General features: G+C 66.0%; 23 protein-coding genes. 18 read left to right on the top strand and 5 right to left on the bottom strand.

Translation table 11 applies throughout. The annotated features are described in order from the left end of the window. Positions 1-202: 202 nt before the first annotated feature. Genes bioB through ACTTAI_RS08855 form a run of 7 tightly spaced genes read left to right on the top strand, consistent with a single transcriptional unit; the run spans position 203 to position 6,127 of the window. Positions 203-1,150, top strand: a complete 948-nt coding sequence (gene bioB / locus ACTTAI_RS08885; protein WP_444455372.1) for a biotin synthase BioB — start codon at positions 203-205, stop codon at positions 1,148-1,150. Continuing rightward, entirely contained in the window at positions 1,147-2,280 is a 1,134-nt protein-coding gene (locus tag ACTTAI_RS08880; protein ID WP_444455371.1) for an aminotransferase class I/II-fold pyridoxal phosphate-dependent enzyme, read from the top strand. The genes bioB and ACTTAI_RS08880 overlap by 4 nt, the downstream gene beginning before the upstream one ends. Beyond that, the gene (gene bioD, locus ACTTAI_RS08875; protein ID WP_444455370.1) at positions 2,277-2,894 is read left to right on the top strand and encodes a dethiobiotin synthase; all 618 of its coding nucleotides are present in this window, start codon (positions 2,277-2,279) and stop codon (positions 2,892-2,894) included. Before ACTTAI_RS08880 ends, bioD begins: the two co-directional genes overlap by 4 nt. Beyond that, positions 2,894-4,162 carry an adenosylmethionine--8-amino-7-oxononanoate transaminase gene (gene bioA / locus ACTTAI_RS08870; protein ID WP_444455369.1) on the top strand — a complete coding sequence of 423 codons (1,269 nt, stop codon included), beginning with the start codon at positions 2,894-2,896 and terminating at the stop codon, positions 4,160-4,162. The genes bioD and bioA overlap by 1 nt, the downstream gene beginning before the upstream one ends. Continuing rightward, positions 4,162-4,758 (top strand): pimeloyl-ACP methyl esterase BioG family protein, encoded by a 597-nt coding sequence (locus tag ACTTAI_RS08865; protein ID WP_444455368.1) that lies wholly within the window; start codon positions 4,162-4,164, stop codon positions 4,756-4,758. The genes bioA and ACTTAI_RS08865 overlap by 1 nt, the downstream gene beginning before the upstream one ends. Beyond that, positions 4,755-5,483 (top strand): methyltransferase domain-containing protein, encoded by a 729-nt coding sequence (locus tag ACTTAI_RS08860; protein WP_444455367.1) that lies wholly within the window; start codon positions 4,755-4,757, stop codon positions 5,481-5,483. The genes ACTTAI_RS08865 and ACTTAI_RS08860 overlap by 4 nt, the downstream gene beginning before the upstream one ends. A gap of 41 nt (positions 5,484-5,524) precedes the next feature. Beyond that, entirely contained in the window at positions 5,525-6,127 is a 603-nt protein-coding gene (locus ACTTAI_RS08855; RefSeq protein WP_444455366.1) for a GntR family transcriptional regulator, read from the top strand. A 159-nt stretch (positions 6,128-6,286) separates the two neighbouring features. On the opposite strand, the gene ACTTAI_RS08850 is transcribed toward ACTTAI_RS08855, so the two are convergent. From ACTTAI_RS08850 to ACTTAI_RS08840, 3 genes are all read right to left on the bottom strand, one after another. Continuing rightward, a complete protein-coding gene (locus ACTTAI_RS08850) occupies positions 6,287-6,532 on the bottom strand; it encodes a hypothetical protein (RefSeq protein ID WP_444455365.1) in 246 nt (81 codons plus the stop codon). Positions 6,533-6,607: 75 nt separating this feature from the next. Next, the gene (locus tag ACTTAI_RS08845; RefSeq protein WP_444455364.1) at positions 6,608-10,282 is read right to left on the bottom strand and encodes a vitamin B12-dependent ribonucleotide reductase; all 3,675 of its coding nucleotides are present in this window, start codon (positions 10,280-10,282) and stop codon (positions 6,608-6,610) included. A gap of 689 nt (positions 10,283-10,971) precedes the next feature. Further along, complete coding sequence (locus ACTTAI_RS08840; protein ID WP_444455363.1) at positions 10,972-11,544, bottom strand: GNAT family N-acetyltransferase; 573 nt, start codon at positions 11,542-11,544, stop codon at positions 10,972-10,974. A gap of 190 nt (positions 11,545-11,734) precedes the next feature. Between ACTTAI_RS08840 and ACTTAI_RS08835 the strand changes: the two genes are divergently transcribed. Further along, complete coding sequence (locus ACTTAI_RS08835; protein ID WP_444455362.1) at positions 11,735-12,088, top strand: cupin domain-containing protein; 354 nt, start codon at positions 11,735-11,737, stop codon at positions 12,086-12,088. A gap of 60 nt (positions 12,089-12,148) precedes the next feature. Here the strand turns inward: ACTTAI_RS08835 and ACTTAI_RS08830 are convergent, their stop codons facing one another. Then, positions 12,149-13,099: a LysR family transcriptional regulator gene (locus ACTTAI_RS08830; RefSeq protein WP_444455361.1), complete on the bottom strand. Its 951-nt coding sequence runs from the start codon at positions 13,097-13,099 to the stop codon at positions 12,149-12,151. Positions 13,100-13,273: 174 nt separating this feature from the next. Between ACTTAI_RS08830 and chvE the strand changes: the two genes are divergently transcribed. The 10 genes from chvE to ACTTAI_RS08780 all read left to right on the top strand — a co-directional run bounded on the left by chvE (position 13,274) and on the right by ACTTAI_RS08780 (position 24,641). Beyond that, complete coding sequence (chvE, locus tag ACTTAI_RS08825; RefSeq protein ID WP_444455717.1) at positions 13,274-14,308, top strand: multiple monosaccharide ABC transporter substrate-binding protein; 1,035 nt, start codon at positions 13,274-13,276, stop codon at positions 14,306-14,308. Positions 14,309-14,372: 64 nt separating this feature from the next. Next, entirely contained in the window at positions 14,373-15,893 is a 1,521-nt protein-coding gene (gene mmsA, locus ACTTAI_RS08820; protein WP_444455360.1) for a multiple monosaccharide ABC transporter ATP-binding protein, read from the top strand. A gap of 9 nt (positions 15,894-15,902) precedes the next feature. Beyond that, entirely contained in the window at positions 15,903-17,096 is a 1,194-nt protein-coding gene (mmsB, locus tag ACTTAI_RS08815) for a multiple monosaccharide ABC transporter permease (protein ID WP_444455359.1), read from the top strand. A 1-nt stretch (position 17,097) separates the two neighbouring features. After that, positions 17,098-18,087, top strand: a complete 990-nt coding sequence (gene araD1 / locus ACTTAI_RS08810; RefSeq protein ID WP_444455358.1) for an AraD1 family protein — start codon at positions 17,098-17,100, stop codon at positions 18,085-18,087. 9 nt (positions 18,088-18,096) lie between these two features. Continuing rightward, positions 18,097-19,839 (top strand): L-arabinonate dehydratase, encoded by a 1,743-nt coding sequence (gene araD / locus ACTTAI_RS08805; protein WP_444455357.1) that lies wholly within the window; start codon positions 18,097-18,099, stop codon positions 19,837-19,839. A gap of 11 nt (positions 19,840-19,850) precedes the next feature. Further along, positions 19,851-20,762 carry a Gfo/Idh/MocA family protein gene (locus ACTTAI_RS08800; RefSeq protein WP_444455356.1) on the top strand — a complete coding sequence of 304 codons (912 nt, stop codon included), beginning with the start codon at positions 19,851-19,853 and terminating at the stop codon, positions 20,760-20,762. A gap of 9 nt (positions 20,763-20,771) precedes the next feature. Beyond that, positions 20,772-22,283: an aldehyde dehydrogenase (NADP(+)) gene (locus ACTTAI_RS08795; RefSeq protein ID WP_444455355.1), complete on the top strand. Its 1,512-nt coding sequence runs from the start codon at positions 20,772-20,774 to the stop codon at positions 22,281-22,283. Beyond that, entirely contained in the window at positions 22,283-23,185 is a 903-nt protein-coding gene (locus tag ACTTAI_RS08790) for a 2-dehydro-3-deoxygalactonokinase (protein ID WP_444455716.1), read from the top strand. The genes ACTTAI_RS08795 and ACTTAI_RS08790 overlap by 1 nt, the downstream gene beginning before the upstream one ends. Then, positions 23,182-23,793, top strand: a complete 612-nt coding sequence (locus ACTTAI_RS08785) for a 2-dehydro-3-deoxy-6-phosphogalactonate aldolase (RefSeq protein WP_444455354.1) — start codon at positions 23,182-23,184, stop codon at positions 23,791-23,793. The genes ACTTAI_RS08790 and ACTTAI_RS08785 overlap by 4 nt, the downstream gene beginning before the upstream one ends. Continuing rightward, a complete protein-coding gene (locus tag ACTTAI_RS08780; protein WP_444455353.1) occupies positions 23,790-24,641 on the top strand; it encodes an SMP-30/gluconolactonase/LRE family protein in 852 nt (283 codons plus the stop codon). The genes ACTTAI_RS08785 and ACTTAI_RS08780 overlap by 4 nt, the downstream gene beginning before the upstream one ends. 869 nt (positions 24,642-25,510) lie before the next feature. On the opposite strand, the gene ACTTAI_RS08775 is transcribed toward ACTTAI_RS08780, so the two are convergent. Continuing rightward, the gene (locus ACTTAI_RS08775) at positions 25,511-25,897 is read right to left on the bottom strand and encodes an HMA2 domain-containing protein (RefSeq protein WP_444455352.1); all 387 of its coding nucleotides are present in this window, start codon (positions 25,895-25,897) and stop codon (positions 25,511-25,513) included. Positions 25,898-25,992: the final 95 nt, after the last annotated feature.

Genomic DNA, 25,992 nt, shown 5'->3' with positions numbered 1-25,992 from the left:
AGATCAAGGCCGCGCGCCGGGATTATATATTATAGTCAGAGGCGCGCGGGATCTTGCGGTAAAAGACCCTGACCATCCGCGAAAACCCCTTGAAAAAACAAGATTTCCTCTGATGCCGCCTTGGCCGGATCATAGATAGCTTTCAAAATTGAGGCCGTGCCGGATTTGCGATCCTCTGACCCCACCAGCCAGGAGGTCAGCCATGCAACGCCGCGCACAAGACATTTACACCCTTCCGCTCATGGATCTTCTGTTCCGGGCGCAAACCGTTCACCGCGAGACTTTCGACCCCAACCGCATCCAATGCGCGAAGCTTCTGTCGATCAAGACCGGCGGCTGCGCCGAGGATTGCTCCTATTGCGCGCAATCGGCCCGCAACGGCTCGAAGCTGTCCGCCTCGAAGCTGATGGAGGTGCAGAAGGTTCTGGCCGAGGCACAGAAGGCCAAGGACTCGGGCGCCACCCGCTATTGCATGGGCGCGGCCTGGCGCTCGCCCAAGGAGCGCGACATGCCCACCATTCTGGCGATGGTCGAGGGGGTGAAGGCACTCGGGCTCGAAACCTGCATGACGCTTGGCATGCTCGACGACACTCAAGTCGTCCAGCTGAAGACGGCGGGGCTGGATTACTACAACCACAACATCGACACCTCGGAAAGCTTCTACCCCTCGGTGATCTCGACCCACAGCTTTGCCGACCGGCTCGACACGCTCAATCGCGTCCGCGCGGCGGGGATCAATGTCTGCTCGGGCGGGATCGTCGGTCTGGGCGAAGCGACCGAGGACCGGATCAGCATGATCCAGACGCTCGCCGATCTGCCCGAGCCGCCGCAATCGGTGCCGATCAACATGCTGATGCCGATGGCCGACACGCCCCTGGCCAACGTCGCGCCGCTCGATCCGATCGAGATGGTTCGCACCATCGCCACCGCCCGCATCCTGATGCCGAAATCCTATGTGCGGCTCTCGGCCGGGCGCAGCGCGATGTCGGATGAATTGCAGGCGATGTGCTTCTTTGCCGGGGCGAATTCGATCTTCGTGGGCGACACGCTCTTGACCGCCGAGAACCCCGATGACAGCGCCGACGCCCGGCTGTTCGCCAAGCTCGGCCTGCAGCCCGAGGCGCCGCGTCGCTGCGGGGATGCGGCGTGAGCCAGTATCCCCGCCATGCCGAGCGTCTTCTGTGCGCCGCCGAGCGCGGCCGGGCGCGGGCGCTGATCCCGGCGCGGGGTCTCGATTTCGCCTCGAACGATTACCTTGGCCTGCGGGCCTCGGCGGATCTGGCGCAGGCGGTGACCGAGGCGCTGGCACGCGGGGTCGCGGTGGGGGCGGGCGGATCGCGGCTTCTGCGCGGCAATGACCCGGAATTTGCCGCGCTCGAAGCGGAGGCCGCGGCCTTTTTCGGGGCCGAGGCCTGCCTTTACATGGGCGGCGGGTTTCAGGCCAATCAGGCGGTCTTTGCGACGCTGCCGATGGCGGGGGATCTGGTGCTGCATGACGCGCTGATCCACGCGAGCGCGCACGAGGGGATGCGTCTGAGCGCGGCCGAGCTGCGCCGCTTTCGTCACAATGACGTCGCGGATGCTTCCGGCCAGATCCGTCTGTGGCGGGCTGCGGGCGGGCGCGGCCGGGTCTGGATCGCGCTTGAGACGCTTTATTCGATGGATGGCGATTTCGCCCCGATCGAGGATTTCGCCGCCCTCGCGCGGCGGGAAGACGCGGTGCTGATCCTCGATGAAGCCCATGCGACCGGGCTTTATGGCCGCGACGGGCGCGGTCTGGCCCCCGAGACGGGCGACCTGGCCCTGATCGTCGTGCACACCTGCGGCAAGGCGCTGGGGGCGAGCGGCGCGCTGATCTGTGCCGATCGGGTGGTGATCGAGACGCTGGTGAACCGGGCGCGGCCCTTCATCTATGCCACCGCGCCCTCGCCTTTGATGGCGGCGGCGGTGCGGGCGGCCATGCGCCTGTTGCCCGCGCGGCCCGAGCTGCGCGCCCATGCGGCGGCGCTGCGCGCGCAGGCACAGCACCGCGCGGCCGAGATCGGGCTTGCCCCGGGCGAAAGCCAGATCCTGCCGTGGGTTCTGGGCGCCGACACGGCCGCGCTGAGCGCGGCCGCGCGGTTGCAGGCGGCAGGTTTCGATCTGCGCGCCATTCGCCCGCCGACCGTTCCCAAGGGCACGGCGCGGCTGCGCATCTCGCTGACGGGCGGGCTGCACAGCGCCGACATCGACGCGCTTTTCGACGCGATTTCAGACCTCTGGACCGAGTTCTTCCCATGACATCCGCCCTTGTGATCACCGGCACCGATACCGGCGTCGGCAAGACCGTCTTCAGCGCCGGCCTGACGCTGGCCTTGCAGGCGTGCTATTGGAAACCCGTTCAGGCGGGGCTCGACGAAGAAACCGACCGCGAGACGGTGGCGCGGCTCACCGGCTGCCCCACCCTGCCCGAGGCTTACCGGCTGCGCACCCCGGCCTCACCGCATCTGGCCGCCGCGCGCGACGGGATCGAGATCGGGCCGATGCCCCTGCCCGATCTGCCCGGCCCGCTGGTGATCGAGGGGGCGGGCGGCGCGCTGGTGCCGCTCGCCGGGCGCAGGCTTTACGCCGATCAGATGGCGGACTGGCAGGCGCCGGTGATCGTGGTGGCGCGCACGCGCCTTGGCACGATCAACCACAGCCTTCTGACGATCGAGGCGCTCCGCAGCCGCCGCGTGCCAGTGCTGGGCGTCGCCTTCGTGGGCGCCGAGGTGCGCGACAGTCAGGACACGATCTGCCGCCTGGCCGATCTGCCCTCCTTGGGCCGTCTGCCGCCGCTTAGCGAACTGACCCGCCCAGCGCTGGCCGAGGCCTTCCGCGCCATCGACTTTGACACGATCCGGAGGGCGCTCTGATGGAGGATCTTGCCTTTGATGCCGCCCATGTCTGGCATCCCTACACCGCGCGCTTCACCCCCGCGCCGCAGCACAAGATCGTTGCGGCGAAGGGGATCTGGCTGACGCTTGCGGACGGGCGGCAGATGATCGACGCAATGTCCTCGTGGTGGTGCACCGCCTTCGGCCATGCGCCCGAGCCGCTGGTGCGCGCGCTGCAAGATCAGGCCGCGACCCTGCCGCATGTGATGTTCGGCGGGCTGACGCATCGCCCGGCGATCGAGCTGACCCGGCGTCTCGTCGCCGCCCTGCCCGAGGGGCTGGATCAGGTCTTTTATTCCGACAGCGGCTCGGTCGCGGTCGAGGTCGCGGTGAAGATGGCGATTCAGGCGCAGCTGGCGCAGGGGCGGCGGGGGCGCACACGTCTTGCCACGGCGCGCGGCGGCTATCACGGCGACACCTGGAAGGCGATGAGCCTGTGCGACCCGGAAACCGGGATGCACAGCCATTTCGGCGCCGCCATCGCGCCGCAACATTTCGTCGCCCGCCCGCCCATTGCCTATGGCGCGGAGTGGCCGAGCGACGACAGCCGAAACGGGCTGGCCGAGGTCGCAGCGCTTTTCGAGCGGCACGGCGATCAGATCGCCGCCTTCATCCTCGAGCCCGTCGTGCAGGGCGCCAGCGGCATGTATTTCTACCACCCCGCCTATCTGAAGGGGCTGCGCACGCTCTGTGACCGCTTTGAAATCGCGCTCATCTTCGACGAAATCGCCACCGGCTTCAGCCGCACCGGCAGCGATTTCGCGATGCACAAGGCCGGGGTCGTGCCTGATATCCTGTGTTTGGGCAAGGCGCTGACCGGCGGGATGATGAGCCTTGCCGCGACGGTCGCAAGCCGCGATCTGGCCGGACGCACGGGCGCCTTGATGCACGGGCCGACCTTCATGGCCAATCCGCTCGCCTGCGCGGTGGCCGCGGCCGCGCTGGATCTGTGGCAAAGCCGCGACTGGTCCGCCGAGGCCCGCCGGATCGAGGCGCAATTCACCCAAGAATTGGCCCCGGCGCGCGGGCTTGCAGGCGTGACGGATGTCCGCGCGCTTGGCGGCATCGGCGTGATCGAGATGCGCGCGCCCTTGCCGATGGATGCAATCCACCGCTTTTGCGCCGAGACCGGCGTCTGGCTACGCCCCTTCGGCCCGATGCTTTACGCCATGCCGCCGCTGACCATCGCGCCGGACGAGCTGAGCCGCGTCACCACCGCGATGTGCACGATCGCGCGGGGGCTCTGATGCGGGTGGATTGGCTGCAGCGGCGGGGCAGCGATGATCTGATCCTGTTCTTTGCCGGTTGGGCGGTCGGGATGGATCCGATCCGGCATCTGCAAGGGGCGGCGGATGTTCTGGTGCTGTCGGACTACCGCGACGAGACCCTGCCCGAGGCGCTTTGGGCGCCCTACCGCCGCCTGACCGTCGTGGCCTATTCGATGGGCGTGGCGGTCGCCGCGCGTCATCTGCCGCGCCTCCGTGCAGATCGGGCGGTGGCGATCTGCGGCGCCCCCGATCCGCGCGCGGTGATCGGCCCGGCGGTTTATGACGGCACGATCGCGGGGCTGAGCCCGCGCAGCCTTGCGCAATTTGCCCGCCGCGCCGGGTCACCGGTGCCGCCCGAGGCCGATATTGCCGCACTCGCCGCCGAACTTCAGGCGCTGGCCAGCCGCCCGGCCGCGCCCGCCCCGGCCTTCGCGCGTATCCTTGCCGCGCGCGAAGATCGCATCTTCCCCCCCGCCGCACTGGAACCCGCCTGGCCGGGGGCGCGGATCGACTGGCTCGACGGCAACCACAACCCCTTTGGCCGCTGGCACGACTGGCAGGAGATCACCGGATGATCCCGCGCATCGCCACGGGCTTTGCCCGCCATCTGCAGAGCTACGAGGCCGCCGCCTGCGCGCAGGCACAGATCGCCGCGCGTTTGGCGGGCGAGATCGCGACGCGTGTCGCCCCCGGCGCACGAATGCTGGAACTCGGCCACGGCACCGGCTTTCTGACGCGGCAGCTTGCGCAGCTCGACCCGGGGGCGATCTGGCTCAATGACCTTGTGGCCCCCCTGCCCGCGCTCGGCTGGCCCGCGCGGACCCGGGTGCAGGCTCTGCCCGGTGATGCGGCAGATCTGCGCTTTCCCGAGGGGCTCGATCTGATCGCCTCGGCCTCGATGCTGCAATGGCTCGCCGATCCTGCGGCGCTGCTGGAAAAGGCCGCCCGCGCGCTGCGCCCCGGCGGGCTCTTGGCGCTCAGCAGCTTCGGGCCGGGGAATTTCCCCGAACTCGCGGGGCTTGGCCTGCCGCCCGGCGCGCCCTCCTATCGCGATGCGGCCGGGCTTTGCGCCGATCTGCCCGCGGGGCTGCAGGTGATCACCGCCCGGGACGAGAGCATCCCGCTCGCCTTCCCCGACGCGCGCGCGCTGATGGACCATCTGCGATCCACCGGGGTGAACGGGCTGCGGGCGGGGCATCTGTCGGTGCCGCAGCTGCGCCGCCTGATGCAAGAGATGAACCGGGCCGGTCCGACAACTTTGACCTATCGGCCGTCTTACTGTATTGCGCGCAGGTGCTGAGCGGCCCCGGCCGCCGATCGTCGCCTCAGGTTTCCGCCGCCATGACCATTTCCCCAACCCCCCAGCTGATCGCCGACGAGATCGCGCGCCGCATCATCCGGGGCGAGCTGAGCGCGGGCGAGCGGCTGCGGCAGGATTACGTCGCGGCGGAATTCGGGGTGAGCCATGTTCCGGTGCGCGAGGCGCTGCTGAAGCTTGCCGCGCGCGGGCTGGTGGTGTCGCAGCACAACAAGGGCGTGCAGGTCGCGCCGCTTGACCCCTTGGCCCAGCGCGAGCTGAAGCTGATGCGGGTTGCGCTCGAGCCGCTGACCCTTCTGCATTCCGTCCCCCATCTGACCCCCGCGCAGGTGCGCGAGGCCGACCGGCTGCGCGAGGCCTGCGATCAGGCGCCCGACATCTACGAGTGGGAGGAAATGAACCGCGCCTTCCACATGAAGATCTACGAGGCCTGCGAGATGCCGCGGCTTCTGGAATCGGTCGAAAACATGCAAAACCTCGCCGCGCGCTACATCCTTGTCCATTACCGCGCGCGCTGGCGGCCAAGGATCGACACGGATCACCACGGCATCATGGCCGCGATCCGCCGCCGCGACCCGAAGGGCGCCGCCGCCATCCTTGAACGTCACCTGCAACGGCTGAGCTGACCCCCGGGGCGGCGTAACCCGGCGTGCGTGCCCAAAGGAAAAGACCCCCTCCAGGCGGGAGGGGGTCAGGTTCGTCGATCAGGCTCTTGATTTATGCCCGAGGTTTAGGTTTCGCCTGGGCCTTCTCGACGTCTGGGGCAAGCGCACCTGCCCCCGATCTCAGTGCAGCGCTTTCGCGCCCGAACTCATCAGCGTCACCGTCGTCGTCGCGCCACGCATGCGGATGTCGGTAACATCCATGCCGTGCCGCGCCAGATCCCCGCCCAGAACCTCGATCGAGGCACCCTGAAAGCTGGCGTCGATCAGGCGCTTGAGGGTCTCGCCCGCCAGCACGGCCTCGTAACCGCCGGGGATGCGGCGCAGGGGCACGTCGGCGAAGCTTTCGGTGGCGATGATCAGGTGCATGGCGGTCCGGTCAGTTCGAATAGAAGGATTTTCGTGTTTCCTCCGCCCCTTGCGGGGCGGAGTTAAGCTCTTGGCTCAGCTGCAGCCGCTGGTGCCGCCGCAGGTGTTGCACTTCATGCAGGTGCCATTGCGCACCAGCGTGTAGTTGCCGCATTCGCCGCAGGCCTCGCCCTCGTAGCCCTGCATCTTCGCCTTGGCGCGGGCGTCCATCGACACAACGCCCGAGGAGATCGAGGTCGAGGCCACCGCCCCCACCGCCACCGCGGCGGTTTCGGGCACGAGCGTGTTCAGCGCCGCCATCGGGTCCATCTGACCGGCGCCGCCGCGCAGCACGACCAGTTCCTGCGGCAGACGCTTGCGCAAATAGCCGGTCGAGGAGATCTGACGCAGCACCTCGAGCGATTTCGAGGCGGCGCTTTCGCTCACCGGCTCGACGTTGCGCTTGCCCTCGTTCTGGCCCCCGCCGAGATCGTCGAACATCGTGCCCTGCGGCTTGATATGCGCCAGATCGGTGCGGTCGAGATAGCTGACCGCCAGTTCGCGGAAGACATAGTCCAGGATCGAGGTCGCGTTCTTGATGCTGTCATTGCCCTGCACCATGCCCGCGGGTTCGAACTTGGTGAAGGTGAAGGCGTCGACGAATTCCTCCAACGGCACGCCATATTGCAGACCGACCGAGACGGCGATGGCAAAGTTGTTCATCATCGCGCGGAAGCCCGCCCCTTCCTTGTGCATGTCGATGAAGATCTCGCCCAGCGAGCCATCGCCATATTCGCCGGTGCGCAGATAGACCTTGTGGCCACCGACGACGGCTTTCTGCGTGTAGCCCTTGCGGCGATCGGGCAGTTTCTCGCGATGCGAGCGCACGATTTCCTTGACGACGATCTTTTCGACGATCTTCTCGGCCAGAACGGCGGCTTTTTCCTGCTGCGAGCCGGTGGCGAGGATTTCCTCGGCCTCCTCGTCATCCTCGACCAGCGCGGAGGCGAGCGGTTGGCTGAGCTTCGAGCCGTCGCGGTAAAGCGCATTCGCCTTGATGCCGAGCGACCAGCTCAGTTCGTAGGCCGCCTTCACATCCTCGATCGTGGCGGTGTTTGCCATGTTGATCGTCTTCGAGATCGCGCCCGAGATGAACGATTGCGCCGCCGCCATCATGCGGATGTGGCTGTCCACCGACAGGTAGCGCTTGCCCTTCTTGCCGCAGGTATTGGCGCAGTCGAAGACCACGTAATGCTCGGGCTTGAGGAACGGCGCGCCTTCGAGCGTCATCGTGCCGCAGACATGGTCGTTCGCCGCATCGATCTGCGCCTTGGTGAAGCCAAGGTGACGCAGCAGGTCGAAGGTCGGATCGGCCAGCTTCTCGGCCGGGATGCCGAGGGTCTTGGTGCAGAATTCTTCGCCCAGCGTCCACTGGTTGAAGACGAAGCGGATGTCGAAGGCGCTCGGAAGCGCGGCCTCGATCTTTTCGATCTCGCGCGGGCCGAAGCCATGGCCGATCAGCGCGGTGTGGTTGATGCCGGGGCAATTGCCAAGGCTGCCGTGACCCACCGCATAGGCGATGATTTCGGCGATCTGCGCCGAACCGTAGCCCAGCGTTTCCAGCGCGCCGGGAACCGAGCGGTTGATGATCTTGAAATAGCCGCCGCCGGCCAGTTTCTTGAACTTCACCAGCGCGAAATCGGGCTCGATGCCGGTGGTGTCGCAGTCCATGACCAGACCGATGGTGCCCGTCGGCGCGATCACCGAAACCTGCGCGTTGCGGAAGCCGTGTTCCTCGCCCAGACGCAGCGCCTCGTCCCAGGCCATCTTGGCAAGGCTCACCAGACGGTCGTCGGGGCAGTTGGCGAGATCGAGCGGCACCGGCAGAACTTCAAGGCCCTCATAGCCCTTGGCCTTGCCATGCGCGGCGGTGCGGTGGTTGCGGATCACCCGCAGCATATGCGCGCGGTTGCGGGCATAGCCCGGGAAGGCGCCCAGCTCCGCCGCCATCTCGGCCGAGGTCGCATAGGCGATCCCGGTCATGATCGCGGTCAGCGCGCCGCACAGCGCCCGGCCCTCGTCGCTGTCATAGCCAAGGCCCATGTTCATCAGCAGGCCGCCGATATTGGCGTAGCCCAGACCCAGCGTGCGGAAGTCGTAGCTGCGTTGCGCGATTTCCTTCGACGGGAATTGCGCCATCAGAACCGAGATTTCCAGCGTCACCGTCCAGAGCCGCGAGGCGTGGACATAGGCCTCGGCGTCGAACTGACCGCCCTTGTAGAAGGTGAGCAGGTTCAGCGAGGCGAGGTTGCAGGCGGTGTCATCGAGGAACATGTATTCCGAGCAGGGGTTCGAGCCCCGGATCGGCCCGTCTTCGGGGCAGGTGTGCCACTCGTTCACGGTGTCATGGAACTGGATGCCCGGATCGGCACAGGCCCAGGCGGCGTGGCCGACCTGATCCCAAAGCTCGCGCGCCTTCACGGTCTTCGCCACCTTGCCGTCGGTGCGGCGCAGCAGCTCCCACGGCGCGTCGTCCTTCACCGCTTTCAGGAAGGCGTTCGTCACGCGGACCGAGTTGTTCGAGTTCTGACCCGAAACCGAGATATAGGCGTCGCTGTCCCAATCGGTGTCGTAGGTCGGGAATTCGATCGAGCTGAAGCCCTGACGCGCATATTGCAGCACGCGGTTGACGTAGGTCTCGGGGATCATCGCCTTCTTGGCCGAGCGGATCGCGGCCTTGAGCGCGGTGTTCACGGCCGGATCGGTGCGGCCCTCGTCGGAGCCGTCATAGCTGCGGATCGCTTCGAAAATCTTGTTGAGCTCGCGCTCGTGCATCTTCGAGCCCGCCACCAGCGAGGCGACCTTCTGCTCTTCGATGACCTTCCAGTTGATGAATTCCTCGATATCGGGGTGATCCATGTCACAGATCACCATCTTGGCGGCGCGGCGCGTGGTGCCGCCCGACTTGATCGCGCCCGCGGCGCGGTCGCCGATCTTCAAAAAGCCCATCAGGCCCGAAGATTTGCCGCCGCCCGAGAGCTTCTCGCCTTCGGCGCGCAAGCTGGAGAAGTTGGTGCCGGTGCCGGAGCCGTATTTGAACAGGCGCGCTTCGCGGACCCACAGGTCCATGATCCCGCCCTCGCCCACCAGATCGTCGCGGACCGACTGGATGAAGCAGGCATGCGGCTGCGGGTGTTCGTAAGCCGAGGCGGATTTCGTCAATTCGCCGGTGGCGTAGTCGACATAGTAGTGGCCTTGCGACGGGCCATCGATGCCATAGGCCCAGTGCAGGCCGGTGTTGAACCATTGCGGCGAGTTCGGCGCAGCCATCTGCGCGGCCAGCATGTGGCGCATTTCGTCGTAATAGGCGCGGGCGTCGTCTTCGGTGGTGAAGTAGCCGCCCTTCCAGCCCCAATAGGCCCAGGCGCCCGCCATCCGGTCGAACACCTGCTTGGCCGAGCTTTCGCCAACAAAACGCTGATCTTCGGGCAGTTTTTCGAGGGCGGCAGTATCGGGGACCGAGCGCCACAGGAATTCGGGCACGCCCTTTTCCTTGACGCGCTTGAGCGCCGCGGGCACGCCCGCCTTGCGGAAGTATTTCTGCGCAATCACGTCCGACGCGACCTGGCTGAAGCCCTCGGGGACCTCAACGGCGTCGTTGCGGAACACCACCTTCCCATCGGGATTGCGGATTTCCGAAGTGGTGGTGGTGAACGTCATCCCGCCGTAGGCGCCGCCTTCCACCGTGGTGAACTTGCGCTCGATCTTCATCTGCCCCTCGCTCCATCGCCGTTTTTTTGGCAATCAACACCTGCTCGGACGGAAACGAAGACGGCCACCCCGGTGCCCGAAGGCCGGAGGCAAGGTCGAACCCATTTGGGGGGTGCAGACCGTTTTGCTTGGCTGTCTCGCGTCCGTCTCCACCACTATATCTGGTGGGCTTTCCGCTGACAGCCCACAACCTGCCGCGTGCACACGGCATCGTCAATGTAATTTTCACCAAATTCCGGGGTGTTTTTGGGTTGACGACGGCACAGGCGAGATGCGCCCAGATTCTTCCACATTGCCCCGGTTTCGGGCCACGCTGCGCGCATGCCCGAATTTCCGTTGCTTTCAGCCAGATTACCCGCCGGAGCTGCGACGAATCCCAGAGTAATCCACAGCCCACCATATCTTGTGGAGAACTTCGGTCGAAAAACGCCCGAAACGGACCCTTTCCGCAGGGTGTGGACAAAACGCCACGGATTCGGGCAACAGGATAGAAAACCTTAAGAAATTCTTAAGAAATCTTAATGGATAGATTCGCTATAGATGGTATCCGGAGGGGGGCGGATGGCGGGGGATCTGCCGCTTGGCGCCTACCAGATACAGTGGTCACCGCGACACCGAGACCCTATCGCTTCTGCAGCCACCTCATCCGGCGCGGCTCTGCCTGTTCCGTGCGAAATAGAAGCTGACATTCAGCACGGTTTCGAAAACAGGATCCACTCTTGTGCGTCGACGCACCAATCGTCTTTGACGACTGCCCGCCGCGCCACCTCGTGATAGCCCTGTGCCGCATAAAGGCGCAGCGCCGCGTGATGGGTGTCCGCGGCAATCAGGCTGACCGCCCCATGCCCCCCCTGCCGCGCCACCGTTTCGGCATGGGCCAGAAGCGCCCGGCCCAGACCCTTGCCGCGAAACGGCGCATAGGTTGCGAGAACGTTGAGATACCACGACCCCGGTGCCAAGGCCTCAAGCTGCAACAAGGGCACGAAGATCGCGGGGGTTTCGGGGGCAATCGGGCCGGGCTCCTCCTCGGCGGGATAGCCCAGCAGACAGGCGGCCACCGCGCCCTCGACCTCGGCCAGCCACGCGTTGCGATAGGAAAAATTCCCGCTCTCTCGCGCCGCCCGTTCCGCGCCCAGCGCCCAGGGGTCGCCCTCTGGCCCGACCGTCTTTTGCCAGAAATGCAGCGGCAGATCATCCGCCGCCATGTTGATGAACCGCACCAGATGCGCCGCATCCGCCGCTGTCGCCTCTCGGATCTGCATGCGATCCACCCTTTCGCGCCCGCCCACCCCGCGTGGGCCTTGCCAGACACTTGCCCGAAACCGCAGGGCGTTCAAGACCTTGCGCGATGCGCGGCGAGAAAGGCCCTGAACATCCCAGCACAAGCCATTGTCAGCCTGCCGGGCGCCCCCTACGACGGGGGCCACGCAGCGTCTCTTTGGAAGGACTGACATGAGCGATATGGTTTTCCGCTTTCCCGCGCCCGGCCCCGAACCGATGCTGACCGACCTCGAAGGCTGGACCAAGGTCGAAGGCAATCCGACGATGAAGACCTGGGTGCAGCACAGCTCGCTCGATGGCAGCGTCATCAGCGGCACTTGGGAAGCGACGCCGGGCACCTGGCATGCCAGCTACAAATTCTACGAATTCGTGCATCTGATCGAGGGGCAGATCACCATCACCCCCGAGGGCGGCGAAGCGGTGACGCTGCATCCGGGCGATGCCTTCGTGGTCGAGCCGGGCTTTCAGGGCACATGGACGATCGAAAAGCCGGTGCGCAAGCATTTCTGCATCAAGCTGCGCTGAGACGGGCATTGCCCGAGTGCCCTGAGGCGCTCGGGCGGTTTCTGGGGGGCAGTTGCGCGCTCAACCGTCGCCGCCCTCCCGCACCGCCGCGCGACCACCCGCCAGCACCAGATCGCGCAGCCGCTCCGCCAGGGGCAGCATCCTGCGCCCGCGCAGCTGCACCAGATAATAGGGCGAGACCCGGATCACCCGCTCCATCCGCAAGGCGGCAAACCCCGCCCGCACCGGCGCTTCGGTCAAGAGCTGCACCACTTCCTCGGAAATCGGCGCAATCGCATCGCTCTGGGTCAGATAGGCGATCGTGAACAACAAGGACGAGCTGTTGACCACATGGCGCGGCTCGGCGAGACCGACCGCCCCGAAGGCCTCCAGCATCGCCTCGCGGATCGGCGCGCCGCGATCTTGCATCACCCATTCGCAATCGACCAGTTCGGTCAGCGTCACCGCCCCCGCGCGCGACAAGGGATGCCCGGCCCGGACCAGAAGCGAGATCGTCTCGTCGCGCATCGGCCGGATCTCGAAGGCGCGGCTGTCGAACTCGGGCAGGATGCGGCCGATGGCGAAATCCAGAAGCCCCGTGGTCAGATCGCGCAAAAGCTGGCGCGAGGGCGCGACATCGACGGTGATATCGGCAGCAGGCGCCAATTGCCGGATCTGCCGGATCGCGGGCACAAGACTGCCCACCGCAGGCCCCGTCACCGCCCCCACATGCACCGCGCCCGCAAGCCCCTCGCGCAGGCCCCGGACCTCGGCCGCCATCGCGCGCATCTCGCGCAGCATCGTCTGCGCCCGGCGCACCACCACCTGCCCCACCTCGGTCGGCTCCATCCCCTTGGGATGGCGATAAAACAGCGGCGCATCGAGAGCGCGCTCGATCTCCGACAGCATCCGCGAGGCGGCGGGCTGGGTCATCGCGGTTTCCGTCGCGGCCATCTGCAACTGCCCATGGCGGGCAATCGCGACGATCAGGCGAAGCTGCACCGGTTTCAGGCCAAGGGCGGGATCGATCATCTTGCATACCAGAATTGATAAGATGAATGCTGATAATGTAATTTTACGGATATGCCAATGCGCCGTATCAGAGGCGCAGGGGTTCTCTTACGCAGAATCCGGGAGAAGGCGGCCACCTGGGAGGGGGGACCGCCGATCAGGGAGGAAGACATGAAAATCAAATCCGTCGCCACGATGTTGGCGATGTGCGTCTCGGTGTTTGCCTTTCAGGCGGCGGCCGAGGGCACGGTGGGCATTTCGATGCCGACGAAATCTTCGGCGCGCTGGATCACCGATGGGTCCTCGATGGTCGAGCAATTCAAGGCCGCAGGCTATGACACCGATCTGCAATATGCCGAGGACGATATCCCGAACCAGCTGGCGCAGATCGAGAACATGATCACCAAGGGCGTCGATGTTCTGGTGATCGCGGCCATCGACGGCACCACGCTGTCGAATGCGCTGGAAAACGCCAAGGCCGCCGATATCAAGGTGATCGCCTATGACCGGCTGATCCGCGACAGCGGCAATGTCGATTATTACGCCACCTTCGACAACTTCAAGGTCGGCGTGGAACAGGCCACAAGCTTGGTGAACGGCCTCAAGGAACGCTTCCCCGATGTGAAACCGTGGAATGTGGAGCTGTTCGGCGGCTCGCCCGACGACAACAACGCCTTCTTCTTCTACGACGGCGCGATGAGCGTGCTGCAACCGCTGATCGATGACGGCTCGATCGCGGTCGTCTCGGGGCAGATGGGCATGGACAAGGTGGGCACGCTGCGCTGGGATGGGGCGGTGGCGCAGTCGCGGATGGATAACATCCTCTCGGCCAATTACACCGAAAAGCATGTGAATGGCGTGCTCTCGCCCTATGACGGGCTGTCGATCGGGATCCTCTCCTCGCTCAAGGGCGTGGGCTATGGCTCGGGCGATCTGCCGATGCCGATCGTGACCGGGCAGGATGCCGAGGTGCCCTCGGTCAAGTCGATCCTTGCGGACGAGCAATATTCGACGATCTTCAAGGACACCCGCGAACTGGCCAAGGTCACCGTGGGCATGGTCGATGCGATGATGAAGGGCACCGAGCCCGAGATCAACGACACCAAGACCTACAACAACGGCGTCAAGGTCGTGCCCTCCTATCTGCTGCAGCCCACTGCCGTGGACAAGAGCAACTGGGAAAGCGTGCTGATCGGCTCGGGCTATTACAAGGCCGACCAGATCCAGTAACCGCCCCTTGACCGGTCCGCGCATCCACCCGGTTGCGCGGACTGCTTTTTGCGGAGTTCCACGCATGACCGTGCTGCTTGAAATGCGCTCGATCACCAAGACATTCCCGGGCGTCAAAGCGCTTGACGGCGTCACCCTCAGCGTGCGCGAAGGCGAGATTCACGCGCTGGTGGGCGAAAACGGGGCCGGAAAATCCACGCTGATGAAGGTGCTTTCGGGCGTCTATCCGGCGGGCAGCTACGAGGGCGAAATTCACTACGATGGCGCCTTGGCGCAGTTCCGCGACATCACCGACAGTGAAAAGCGCGGCATCATCATCATCCATCAGGAACTGGCGCTGGTGCCGCTTCTGTCGATTGCCGAAAACCTGTTTTTGGGCAACGAACGGGCGACGGGCGGAGTGATCCACTGGCCCGAGACCTTCGCGCAGACCGAGGCGCTTTTGCGCAAGGTGGGACTGAAGGAGCCGCCCGGAACGCAGGTCGACAGTCTGGGCGTGGGCAAGCAGCAACTGGTGGAAATCGCCAAGGCGCTGTCCAAGGACGTGCGGCTTTTGATCCTTGACGAGCCGACGGCGGCGCTGTCGGAAAGCGACAGTCAGGCGCTGCTCGATCTGCTTCTGGAACTGAAATCTCAGGGCGTGACCTCGATCATCATCAGCCACAAGCTGAACGAGGTGCGGCGCGTCGCCGATACGGTGACGGTGATCCGCGACGGCGCCACCGTCTCCACGCTCGATGCGCGCGGCGGCGAGATCAGCGAAGACCGCATCGTGCGCGACATGGTGGGCCGCGACATGGCGCATCGCTACCCCGACCGGCCCCGCCGCGCCGGAGAGGTGGTGCTGGAACTGCGCGACTGGTCGGTGTTTCACCCCGAACATGCGGGCCGTCAGGTGATCCGCAATGTCTCTCTCACCGTTCGGGCGGGCGAGGTGGTGGGGATTGCCGGGCTGATGGGCTCGGGGCGAACCGAACTGGCGATGAGCCTGTTCGGCCAAAGCTATGGCCGCGACATCACCGGCACGGCGCTGCTGCATGGCCGCCCCGTCGATGTCTCGACCGTCAGCCGGGCGATCGAGGCGGGGCTGGCCTATGTCACCGAAGACCGCAAATCGCTGGGCCTGATCCTGGATGAAACCATCCAGCGCAACATCACGCTTTCGAACCTTCCCGCCGTGGCCACAAGGGGCGTCATCACCGAGGCGCAGGAAACCACCGTGGCCGAGCGGTTCCGCCGCGCGATGAACATCCGCACGCCCTCGGTGTTTCAAAAGGTGATGAACCTCTCGGGCGGCAACCAGCAAAAGGTGGTGCTGTCGAAATGGCTCTTTACCGAGCCCGAGGTGCTGATCCTTGACGAACCCACGCGCGGCATCGACGTCGGCGCGAAATTCGAGATCTACGGCATCATCAACGAGCTCAGCGCCGCCGGAAAGGCCGTTCTGATGATCTCGTCGGAAATGCCCGAGTTGCTGGGCATGTGCGACCGCATCTACGTCATGAACGAGGGCGCCTTCGTCGGCGAGCTTGCCGCCAGCGACGCCAGTCAGGAGCGCATCATGTCGCTCATCGTCAGCCAATAGGAGTTGGGCATGGACCTGACCACATCCCCCGCCGCGCCCCGCCGCAGCATCGGCAGCTATCTGACGGCGCATCTGCGCGAATACGGGCTGTTGTTCGCGCTGATCGCCATCATGGTGTTCTTCCAGATCGTCACCGACGGCACGCTGTTGCGCCCGGTGAACATCACCAACCTGTTCTTGCAAAACAGTTATATCATCATCATGGCGCTTGGCATGCTGATCGTCATCGTCTCGGGCAACATCGATCTGTCGGTGGGCTCGGTGATGGGGTTTGTCGGCGCCGTCGCCGCCGTGATGATCGTCGAATGGGGCGTGCCGCTGCCCGTTGCGATGCTGGCCTGTCTTGTTCTGGGCGCGTTGATCGGCGCGGCGCAAGGCTATTTCGTCGCCTTCTGGAACATCCCCTCCTTCATCGTCACGCTGGCGGGGATGCTGGTCTTCCGGGGCCTCTCGCTTTGGGTGCTGGCGGGACAATCGGTCGGGCCGTTCCCGAAAAGCTTCCAGCTGCTCTCCACCGGCTTCATCCCCGATCTGTTCGGCATCGACAAGCCGAATGGCACGGCCTTGGCGGCGGGGGCGATCGCGGTGGCGGCGATCCTCTGGATCGGCCTGCGCGCCCGCACCCGCAACCGCCAGTATGGGATCGAAGATGAACCGGCGGCCTTCTTCATTGCCCGCAATGCCATCGTCGCCTGCGCGCTTCTGTTCGTGACCTGGAAGCTTGCCACCTTCCGCGGACTGCCCAATGTGCTGATTTCCATGGCGGTTCTGACGGTGATCTATGCCTTCGTCACGGAAAACACCACGCTCGGGCGGCGCATCTATGCGCTTGGCGGCAACCGCAAGGCGGCGAAGCTGTCGGGCATCAAGACGGAACGGCTGACTTTCCTGGCTTTCGTCAACATGGGAGTGCTGGCGGCGCTGGCAGGGCTGATCTTTGCCGCAAGGCTCAACACTGCCACGCCCAAGGCGGGCTTCGCGGTCGAACTCGATGTGATCGCGGCGGTCTTCATCGGCGGAGCGTCGATGTCGGGCGGATCGGGCAAAGTGGTGGGGGCGGTCGTCGGCGCCTTCATCATGGGGGTGATGAACAACGGCATGTCGATCATGGGCATCGGCATCGACTATCAGCAGGTGATCAAGGGCTTGGTCCTGCTCGCCGCCGTGTTCTTTGACGTTTACAACAAGCACAAGCAGGCCTGAGATGTTCCTATCCCAACTTCTCGACACCGCCGGTCAGCGCCGGGTCGCCTTTCGCACCACCGAGGCCGCGCATCTGGTGCCCGGGGTGACGAGCACATTGGAGCTTGCCCGGGCAGCCCTTGCCGCAGGCCATGACCTGAGGGCCGAAATCGCGGCCCGGGGCCCGGGTGAAGCGGTCGATCTGCGGGCCGCACTGGCCGAAGGGCGGGTCCTTTCCCCCGTCGATCACCCCGACCCCGCCCATCTGCATCTGACCGGCACCGGGCTGACGCATCTGGGTTCTGCCGCCGCACGCGATGCGATGCACGCCGCCGCCGACCCCGAGCAGATGAGCGACAGCATGAAGATGTTCCGCATGGGGCTTGAGGCGGGCAAGCCTGCGGCGGGCCGTGTCGGCACCCAGCCCGAGTGGTTTTACAAGGGCAACGGCCATGCGGCGGTGGCGCCGGGCCAGCCGCTGATTTCACCCGGATTTGCGCGCGATGCGGGCGAAGAGCCTGAAATCGCGGGGATTTACCTGATCGGGCCCGATGGCCAGCCGCGGCGGCTTGGCTTTGCACTCGGCAACGAGTTTTCCGACCATGTGACCGAGCGCGGCAATTATCTCTGGCTCGCGCATTCCAAACTCCGCCCCGCCGCCTTTGGTCCCGAGTTGCGCCTCGGCCCCCTGCCCGCCCATGTCGAAGGCCAAAGCCGCATTCACCGCGCAGGCCGGGTGATCTGGGAAAAACCGTTCCTGTCGGGCGAGGCAAACATGAGCCACAGCCTCGCCAACCTCGAACACCACCACTTCAAATATGACATCTTCCGCCAGCCGGGCGACGTGCATGTGCATTTCTTCGGCACCGCCACGCTGTCTTTCGCCGACGGCATCAGCACAGAGCCGGGCGATGTCTTCGAGATCGAGGCCGAGGCGTTCGGCCTGCCCCTGCGCAACCCGCTTGCGCTTGACCCCGCCACCGATGCGCCGCTTTGCGTTGCCAGCCTCTAAGGAGCCGCCATGACCTTCAAACCCGCCCAATGGCCCCGCAAGCTGCGCTCGCAAGAATGGTTCGGCGGCTCCGGCCGCGATCAAATCTATCATCGCGGCTGGATGAAAAATCAGGGGTTTCCGCATGATCTGTTCGATGGTCGCCCGGTCATCGGCATTCTGAACACCTGGTCGGAACTGACGCCCTGCAACGCGCATCTGGATGCTCTGGCCGAACGGGTGAAACACGGCATCTACGAGGCGGGCGGGTTTCCGGTCGAAGTGCCGGTGTTTTCCGCCGCCGAGTCGAGTTTCCGCCCCACCGCGATGATGGTGCGCAATCTGGCCGCGATGGCGGTCGAAGAGGCGATGCGCGGTCAACCGATGGATGGCTGCGTGCTGCTGGTGGGCTGCGACAAGACCACGCCCTCCTTGTTGATGGCCGCCGCCTCGACCGACCTGCCCTCGATCGTCGTCACCGGAGGGCCGATGCTGAACGGCTATTACAAGGGCGAGCGGGTCGGCTCCGGCACGCATCTGTGGAAGTTTTCCGAAGCGGTGAAGGCGGGCACGATGACGCAAGCGGAATTCATGGAGGCCGAAGCCTCGATGAGCCGCTCGGCGGGATCGTGCAATACGATGGGCACCGCCTCGACGATGGCCAGCATGGCCGAGGCGCTTGGCATGGCACTGTCGGGCAATGCCGCGATCCCGGCGGTGGACAGCCGCCGCCGCGTGATGGCGCAGATGACCGGGCGGCGGATCGTGCAGATGGTCAAGGACGATCTGAAACCCTCGGATGTGATGACCAAGGCGGCGTTTGAAAACGCGATCCGCACCAATGCCGCGATTGGCGGCTCGACCAATGCGGTGATCCATCTGTTGGCCTTGGCGGGGCGGGTCGGTGTCGATCTGACGCTTGAAGATTGGGACCGTTGCGGCCGCGACGTGCCGACCATCGTCAACCTGATGCCCTCGGGCAAGTATCTGATGGAAGAGTTCTTTTATGCCGGTGGCCTGCCCGTCGTTCTGAAACGTCTGGGCGAGGCGGGGCTCTTGCACCGTGACGCGCTGACGGTCTCGGGCGAGACGATGTGGAGCCAGGTCGAGGGCGTGCAAAACCACGACGAGGATGTGATCTTGCCGGTCGACCGCGCCTTGGCGACCTCGGGCGGGGTGGCGGTTTTGCGCGGCAATCTCGCGCCGAAGGGCGCGGTGCTGAAGCCCTCGGCCGCAACCCCGGCGCTGATGGTGCATCGCGGTCGCGCGGTCGTCTTCGAGGGGATCGAGGATTACAAGGCCAAGATCAACGACGAGGCGCTTGATATCGACGAGACCTGCGTGATGGTGCTGAAGAATTGCGGGCCAAAGGGCTATCCGGGCATGGCCGAGGTGGGCAACATGGGCCTGCCGCCCAAGGTTCTGCGCAAGGGCATCACCGATATGGTGCGGATTTCCGATGCGCGGATGTCGGGCACGGCTTACGGCACGGTGGTGCTGCACACCGCGCCCGAAGCCGCCGCCGGGGGGCCTTTGGCGGTGGTGCGCGATGGCGACATGATCGAGCTCGACGTGCCGAACCGCCGCCTGCATCTGGATATTTCCGAGGCCGAGCTGGCCGCGCGGTTGGCGGCCTGGACCCCACCTGCGGACGGGCCGACAAGTGGCTATGCCTGGCTGCATCAGGCCCATGTCGAAGGCGCCGACACCGGCGCCGATCTCGATTTCCTCAAGGGCTGTCGCGGCGCCGCCGTGGGCAAGGATTCGCATTGATGGGCGGGGCGATGAAACTCGCGCTCGTGGGTATCGGCAAGATCGCCCGCGACCAGCATGTGCCCTCGATCGCGGCCTCGCCCGATTGGGATCTGGCCGCCACCGTCTCGCGGCAGGGCACGGTCGACGGGGTCGAGGCTTTCAGCGATTTCAAGACCATGCTGGCGGCGCGGCCCGATATTGGCGTTATCTCGCTTTGCCTGCCGCCGGTGCCGCGCTTTGACTATGCTCAGGCGGCGCTTCTGGCGGGGCGGCATGTGATGCTGGAAAAACCCCCGGGTGCGACGCTGGCCGAGGTCCATGCGCTGCGCGATCTGGCCGAGGCGCAGGGGCTGACGCTTTACGCCACCTGGCACAGCCGGATGGCGGCGGGGGTGGCGCCTGCGCGCGACTGGCTGGCGGGCAAGACCGTCACCGAAGCCCGGATCACCTGGCGCGAGGATGTGCGCAAATGGCATCCCGGGCAGGACTGGGTCTTTGAGCCGGGCGGCATGGGGGTGTTTGATCCGGGCATCAACGCGCTCTCGATCCTGACCGAAATCCTGCCCGCGCCGGTGCATCTGCTGCACGCCCGGCTTGAAACGCCCGAAAACCGCGCGACGCCGATTGCGGCGAAACTGCAGTTCAGCGGCAATGTCAGCGCCGATTTCGACTGGCGGCAGGAGGGGCCGCAGACCTGGGACATCACCATCGACACCCCCGAAGGCCGCCTTGATCTGACCGAGGGGGGCAGCCGTCTGGCGATCAACGGCCAAACGGTCGAAACGCGGCCCGCGCTCTCGGGCGAATATCCGGCGCTTTATGCCCGCATGGCCGATCTGGTCCGCACCGGCACCAGCGACGTCGATCTGGCGCCGATGGTGCATGTGGCCGATGCCCTGACCCTTGGCCGCCACATCTCCGTTGCGCCCTTCCATTTCTGAAAGATCATAATGACTTACACCCCTCATGGCCGCCATCTGATCGCCGGAGACTGGCTGAGCTCCGCCGCGAGTTTCACCTCCGACCCCGCCACCGGCCCGGCGCAGATCTTTGGCGCGGCGGGGGCCGATCTGGTGGAGAGCGCCTGCCGCGCCGCCGAAACAGCCTTCGAGAGCTATGGCCAGACGCCCGTCGCCATCCGCGCCGCCTTCCTTGAGGCCATCGCCGAGGAAATCGAGGCGCGGGCCGAGGCGATCACCGAGATCGGCACGCGCGAAACAGGGCTGCCCGTGGCGCGATTGCAGGGCGAGCGGGGCCGCACCACCGGGCAGTTGCGGCTTTTTGCCGAGCATATTCGGGCGGGCGGCCACCTTGACCTTCGTCACGACCCGGCGCTGCCCGACCGCGCCCCCCTGCCCCGCCCCGATCTGCGGCTGATCCAGCGCCCGATCGGGCCGGTGGCGGTCTTTGGCGCCTCGAACTTTCCGCTCGCCTTTTCGACCGCAGGCGGCGACACGGCGGCGGCCTTGGCGGCGGGCTGTCCGGTCGTGGTCAAGGGCCACCCGGCCCATCCCGGCACCGGCGAAATCATGGCCGAGGCGATCCATGCAGCCGTTCTGCGCTGTGGCCTGCCCGGCGGAACCTTTTCCTTTCTGCAAGGTCCGGGCGCCGATCTGGGCGCTTCCCTTGTGTGCCATCCCGCGATCCGGGCGGTGGGGTTCACCGGGTCGCTCGCCGCAGGGCGGGCGCTCTTTGACCTTTGCGCCGCGCGACCCGAGCCGATCCCGTTCTTTGGCGAATTGGGCGCGATCAACCCGATGTTCCTGCTGCCCGCCGCGATTTCCGCGCGGGGGGCTGCGATCGCCTCGGGCTGGGCGGGGTCGCTGACGATGGGGGTCGGACAGTTCTGCACCAACCCCGGGCTGGTGGTGATCCGCGCCGATCAGGCCGAGGCGTTCACCGCCGCCGCCCGCAAGGCACTCTCTGAAATCGCCCCCCAGACGATGCTGACCGCGCCGATGGCGGCGGCTTTCCGCGCCGGATGCGACCGCGTGGCCCTGACCCCCGGTGTAACTGAAGCCCTGCGCATTCCGTGCGCCGACCGTCAGGCCGCCCCCGCCCTCTTTCGCGTCAGCGCCGGGGACTGGCAGACCCATCCCGGGCTGAGCCATGAGGTGTTTGGCCCGATGGGGCTGATCGTCGAGGCCGAGACCGAGGCCGAGATGGTTCAGATCGCCCAGACGCTGGCCGGGCAACTGACCGCAACGCTGCACCTTGAGGACGCCGATCTGCCCCTTGCCCGCCGCCTGCTGCCGGTGCTCGAACGCAAGGCGGGCCGGGTGCTGGTGAACGGCTTTCCGACCGGGGTCGAGGTGGCCGATGCGATGGTGCATGGCGGCCCCTATCCGGCCTCGACGAATTTCGGCGCCACCTCGGTGGGCACGCTGTCGATCCGCCGCTTCCTGCGCCCGGTCTGCTACCAAAACCTGCCCGAGGGGCTGCTACCGGAGGATCTGCGGTGATCAGGCCCGACTGGATCGCCGTCGACTGGGGCACTTCGGCGCTGCGGGTCTGGGCGATGGATCGCGCGGGCGGGGTGCTGGCGAGCGCCCATTCCGACGACGGCATGGGACGCCTGACGCCCGAGGCGTTCGAGCCTGCGCTGTTGCGGCTGATCGGGCCATGGCTCTCCGACACGCCGATCAAAGTGATCGCCTGCGGCATGGTCGGCGCGCGGCAGGGCTGGTCCGAGGCCCCCTATCGCGCCCTGCCCTGCCCGCCTTTGGGAACCGCTCTGCACCGGGTCACCGCCCGCGACCCGCGCCTTGATATCCGCATCATCGCCGGGCTGTCGCAAGCCGCGCCGCCCGATGTGATGCGCGGCGAGGAAACCCAGATCGCCGGGTTTCTGACGCAAAACCCGGGCTTTGAAGGCACGTTATGTCTGCCCGGAACGCATGCGAAATGGGTGCGGCTCAGCGCGGACCGCATCGAGAGATTTCGCACCACGATGACGGGCGAGATCTTCGCGCTTTTGTCGAACGCCTCGGTGCTGCGCCATTCGGTCGGGCCGGGCTGGGTGCCCGAGGCGTTTACCGCAGCGGTGATCGAGGCCCATGACCACCCCGCCGCGCTGACAACCGAGCTTTTCGCACTGCGGGCCGCAGGCCTTTTGCACGGGGCCGATCCCGCCGCCACCCGGTCGCGGCTCTCGGGGCTTCTGATCGGCGCGGAACTGGCCGCCACCGCCGATTTCTGGCGCAAATCGCCCCCGGTGCTGATTGGCGCCCCCACGCTTTCGCGCCATTATGCGCAGGCGCTGGCGGCTTTGGGCACGGTGGCACAACTGACCGATGGCGCCGATCTGACCCTGGCCGGGCTTCGCGCCGCCCATGCCCATGTGACGGAGACCGAAACGCCATGACCTCGCGCGCCCTCATTGCCATCCTGCGCGGTCTGCGCCCAGACGAGGCCGAAGCCGTGGCCGAGGCGCTGATCGAAGCCGGCATCGACCGGATCGAGGTGCCGCTGAACTCGCCCGAGCCGTTTGACAGCATCGCCCGCATCAGCCGCCGCTTTGGCACGCAGGCGCTGATCGGCGCGGGCACGGTGCTAAGCCCCGCGCAGGTGCAGGCGGTGCAGGCGGCGGGCGGGCAACTGATCGTGTCGCCCGATTGCAACCCCACCGTGATTGCCGCGACCAAGGCGGCGGGGATGGTGTCCTTTCCCGGCGTGATGACGCCGACCGAGTGTTTTGCCGCCTTGCGGGCGGGGGCGGACGGGCTCAAGCTTTTCCCCGGGGCTCTGATCGGTCCGGCGGGGTTGCAGGCGCTCCGCGCCGTTTTGCCGCCGGGCACACAGGTTTTCGCCGTGGGTGGCGCGGGGCCGGAGAACATGGCCGAATGGCGGGCGGCGGGGGCGGACGGGTTCGGCATCGGCACGGCGCTTTATCGTCCGGGCGATGGGGCCGCCGAGGTGGCGCCTCGGGCCCGCCTGCTGGTGGCGGCCTATGATCGGGTCATGCAGCCATGAGCGGGGCCGAGGTCTTTGACCCCCGCCCCTGCGCTCTGGGCGAGGGGGCGCTGTGGCACCCGCTGCGACAAGAGCTGTTCTGGTTCGACATCCTCGCCGGGCGGCTGATGACGCAAGACCGGCACTGGGACTTTGGCGAACCGGCCTCGGCGGCTGGCTGGATCGACGCGGAAAGCCTGCTCGTGGCAACGGCCAGCGCGCTCGTCCAGCTCGACCTTGCGAGCGGGCGGACAACCCCGGTGACCCCGCTTGAGGCAGACCAACCCCAGACCCGCTCGAACGACGGGCGGGCGGATCCGATGGGCGGGTTCTGGATCGGCACGATGGGGCGGAAGGCCGAACCCGGGGCCGGGGCGCTTTACCGCTTTCACGCCGGACGACTGGTGAAATTGCGCGAGAACATGACAATTCCGAATGCGATCTGTTTTGCCCCCGGCGGGCGGCGGGTCTATTTTGCCGATACCGCCGAAGCCAGGATCTGGACCCAGCCGCTCGACACCGAGGGCTGGCCCGAGGCCGAGGCGCAGGTGTTCGTCGACCTTGCCCCCGAGGGGCTGAACCCCGATGGCGCGGTGGTGGATGCGCAAGGGGCACTCTGGAATGCGCAATGGGGGGCCGGGCGCGTGGCCCGCTATCTGCCCGATGGACGCTTTGACCGCGCCCTTGCCCTGCCGGTGCCGCAGACCACCTGCCCCGCCTTTGGCGGCCCCGGCTTTGACCGGCTCTTTGTCACTTCGGCGCGCGAGGGGCTCGACGCGACCGCCCTTGCCGCGGCACCGCTGTCGGGGCAGGTCTTCACGCTCGATCCCGGCACCACCGGCTGCCCCGAGCCCGCCGTCCGGCTGTAACCCGCCGCGGCTTGCCGTGACGGGCACGAACGGGGCTTCGCCTGTGCCTCAAGTTGCGCCAGATCGGCAAGCCGGGCGGGCCTGCGCCCTGCCCCCCCCCGCAAATCATGTTCCGTCTTGGGCGCATGAAGCGTCAACAAATCAAGCCCATGCCGCATCCGGTCTCAGATCGGCTGGCCACACAGCGTCAAGGCGGTTCGATGAAGCTTTCAGGCACGGTGGTGCCCCCCCCAAAGCGCGAAGCGGTGCCTGACGCTCTTGGCCAGATGCAGGGCCTTGCCGCCTTGATGAAGCAACCGACTGACAGAAAGGCCGCACGATTGAGATGGTGCTCGCAATGGCCGGTCTGAAGCCGGAGCCGATACCCCCTTGATGAGCAAGCGAACGGTCCCAAAGCCCAAGACTTAAGGGGGCAGATTGTTCGAGAGGGTCTTCCAGATGCGGCCAGAGTTCATCGATAACACAACCTGAGCAGACCGTGTCGGGATTTCGCCTAGGGCCGCGCGGAAGTCGAAATCCAAGGCCATCAGATCCATGTTGAAACGATCGAAGGCTGTGAAGCTTGAAACACGAACACGGCCCGGGTGATCGGGCCGTGACATCGAAGCGGCGAGAAGGGCAGTCACCGCCGCACCGCGTCGACATCTCAGACGTAGCCAAAACCAAGGGAGATTTCACCGTTGGAGGGCATCAACATCTCGGTTGCACCGCAAAAAGCAACAGCGCGGCAGCCGCGGATATCGTCTGACGATCGTGTTCCGCCCGGATCTTGCACTCGACACGCTTCATGTCGCTTTCGGAGCTCAGGACTGGAGACGTCCGGGCGAGCTGCGGCGCAGTTTCGAAGACTGACGCCCCCGGGCTCCGGTTCAGATCGCGGCGGCGACGATGCGGGTGATGAAGGTGTTCAGCACCGCCTTGCTCATCGCCACGGTCATTGCTTGTTTGAACTCGGGCGAGAGTTTGGCGCCCAGGATCGGCGCGGTGGTGCGGTTCGCGGCAGGCTGCGCGCTGCGTTCGCTCAGCGCGGCCTTGGGGCAATGGGCGCAGATATGGTCCATGATCGCCCCCACCTCGCCGCGCTCGACATGGTAATGCACGATCACCGAGGCCGCGCCGCGGTTCACCTCGACCGCCAACACGCCTTCCAGCGCCCCCACCTTTTCATGCAGCCTCTGCGCCAGATCGGCATCGCGGCGCAGCGCCTCGATCTTGAAGCGGGCGCGGCCGGGAATGTGATGCACGCAGCAGACCATGGAAGCCTCCGTCCTTGTTCCGGGCAGGATGCGGAAACAAAGTAATTCTGTCAAGAATTATCCGGGCAAAGATGCAAACTGGCCCTCTCTTTGCG

Source organism: Rhodobacter capsulatus (genome assembly GCF_052363175.1).
GTDB classification, from domain to species: domain Bacteria; phylum Pseudomonadota; class Alphaproteobacteria; order Rhodobacterales; family Rhodobacteraceae; genus Rhodobacter; species Rhodobacter capsulatus_D.
This window is presented reverse-complemented; position numbering and strand designations above follow the sequence as displayed.